Genomic DNA, 2,460 nt, shown 5'->3' with positions numbered 1-2,460 from the left:
CCTCACCCCAACCCTCTCCCGGAGGGAGAGGGGGCTGACCGAGTTGTAATGAGCTTTCCGCCGACCTGAAATACCGAGTCGATTATGGATTCGGCGTTGTACGGTCAGGTCGGCCTATGTCTGCAGCATCCCCCGATCAGTCCCCTCTCCCCCCGGGAGAGGGTTAGGGTGAGGGAAAGCTTTGACTCAATCCACAGACCGCGGCAACTGCAACGTCACCCGCAACCCACCTTCACGCAGGTTCTGCAACGTCACCTCGCCGCCATGGCTATGGGCAATGTTGCGCGCAATGCCAAGGCCCAAGCCATAACCCTGCTGCTGTCCGGCCAAACGGAAGTGCGGCTCGAACACTTGCTCCAGCCGCTGCTGCGGCACACCCGGCCCTTCGTCGTCGACATGCAGGACAAACGCGCTGTCATCGTCATCGATGTGCAGATGCGCGTTCTGCCCGTACTTCAAAGCATTGTCGATCAGGTTGCCGATGCAGCGCTTGAGCGCCAGTGGTTTGCCCGGGTATGCCGACAGCGCGCGGCCATGCTGAGTGACGCGGCCATTGCCGTTCGGCGCCAGATACGGCTCGACCAGGCAATCGAGGACATGATTGAGATCCACCGGCTCGATGTTCTCGTGGATGTCGGTGTCTTTCACGCATTGCAGAGCGCCTTTGACCAGCAGCTCCAGCTCATCCAGATCGCGGCCGAACTTGGCTTGCAGCTGTTCGTCCTCGAGCAGCTCGACGCGCAAACGCAAACGAGTGATCGGCGTGCGCAAGTCGTGGGAAATCGCGCTGAACAACTGGCTGCGTTCGGTCAGGTAGCGGCTGATGCGTTCGCGCATGGTGTTGAACGCGCGACCGACTTCGACCACTTCACTGCCACCGCCCTCCGCCACCGGCTCGACGTCGGCACCCAGCGACAGATCCCGCGCTGCCCGCGCCAGACGCTTGAGCGGCCGGCTCTGCCAGTGCACCAGCAGGCCGATGAACAACAGCAAAAAGCCGCTGGTGAGGACGATAAACCACACCTGCTGCGCCGGCAGGCCTTGCTCTTCGAGACTGGTGTACGGCTCGGGCAGCAACGAGGCGATGTACAGCCACTCGCCCGGGGCCATTTGAATCTGCGTGACCAGCACCGGCGGATTCACCGGCTCCAGGGTCAGCGCGTAATGCGCCCAGGAGCGCGGCAATTCATCAAGTTTCAGTCCGGCGTTGAAAATCCGCAGATCTTCGGGGCTGACGAAGGTCACCGAAATATCCGTGTCATGGCCCAGAGACTGACGCAGCACCTCGTCCACCGCTTGCATCACTGCAGCCTTGCGCGGCGTCACCGGCAGCACGTCCATGCCCAGTGGCTTGTCATTGAGGGTCACGACAAATCGGGTGCCGCCCATGCTGCGCAACTGATCGAGCACCAGCGGCCGATAGGCGACCGGTAAGGAACGGAAATAGCTGACGCTGGCAGTCATGGAATGCGCCAGGCTGCGGGCACTGGTGACGAGGCCTTCGAGTTGAGTGGCGCGCAACTGCGAGACCCAGATCACGCTCGACAGCGTCTGCGCGAACAGCACCGCCAGCAGAGTCAGCAGCAGCATCCGCCCGAGCAGTGAGCGCGGCACCGGTATGCGGTTGGCAAATTTGCGTAGCGACTCAGTGAGCATTGCCGGCAACCACATTGGCTGCCAACTGATAACCGCTGCCACGTACGGTGCGGATCAGCCGTGGCGGTTTTTCGGTGTCGCGCAGGCGTTGGCGCAAACGACTGACGGCCATGTCGACGATGCGATCGAGCGGCATCAGATCGCGGCCACGGGTGGCGTTGCCGATGGTGTCGCGGTCGAGGATTTGCTGCGGATGATCGAGGAACAGTTTCAGCAGAGCGAAATCAGCGCCGGAAAGAATCACTTCCTCGCCGTCGGTGTGGAACAGCCGATGACTGACCGTGTCCAGGCGCCAGTCGTCGAAGACCAGCACTTCGCTGCCGCTGCGTTCGTGGGCGAATTGTGCGCGACGCAGCAGGGCCTTGATCCGCGCTTGCAGTTCGCGCGGGCTGAACGGTTTGCCGAGGTAGTCATCAGCGCCAAGTTCCAGACCGATCACCCGGTCGGCTTCGTCGGAACTGGCGGTCAGCATGATGATCGGCACCTGCGCCTGACGCGGATGCTGGCGCACCCAGCGGCACAGGCTGAAACCGTCTTCGTCGGGCAGCATGACATCGAGGATCACCAGATCGCTCGGCGCCTCGTTGAGCGCCTGACGAAAACCGGCACCATCGGCGGTGGCCCTCACCTGAAACCCGGCGCGGGTCAGGTAGGTTTCCAGCAACTCGCGTATTTCCTGGTCGTCATCGACCAACAATATCGACTTGTTGACTGAGCTCACTTCGAAGGCATCCTTGTTGTTGGAGTTGGGGCGGATTATGCCTGATGAACCTGGAAAATTTGTCGCCTGTTGATCGTTCCCAT

General features: G+C 61.6%; 2 protein-coding genes. Both read right to left on the bottom strand.

The features are described from left to right. Window positions 1–186: 186 nt before the first annotated feature. On the bottom strand, window positions 187–1,656 hold the full coding sequence (locus tag OQK_RS17545; protein WP_016773530.1) for an ATP-binding protein: 1,470 nt from the start codon (window positions 1,654–1,656) through the stop codon (window positions 187–189). Beyond that, window positions 1,646–2,377: a response regulator gene (locus OQK_RS17540; RefSeq protein ID WP_016773529.1), complete on the bottom strand. Its 732-nt coding sequence runs from the start codon at window positions 2,375–2,377 to the stop codon at window positions 1,646–1,648. The genes OQK_RS17545 and OQK_RS17540 overlap by 11 nt, the downstream gene beginning before the upstream one ends. Between the last annotated feature and the right edge of the window lie 83 nt (window positions 2,378–2,460).

Origin of the sequence: Pseudomonas sp. R62, assembly GCF_000257605.1 — a bacterium.
Lineage (GTDB): Bacteria > Pseudomonadota > Gammaproteobacteria > Pseudomonadales > Pseudomonadaceae > Aquipseudomonas > Aquipseudomonas atacamensis.
This window is presented reverse-complemented; position numbering and strand designations above follow the sequence as displayed.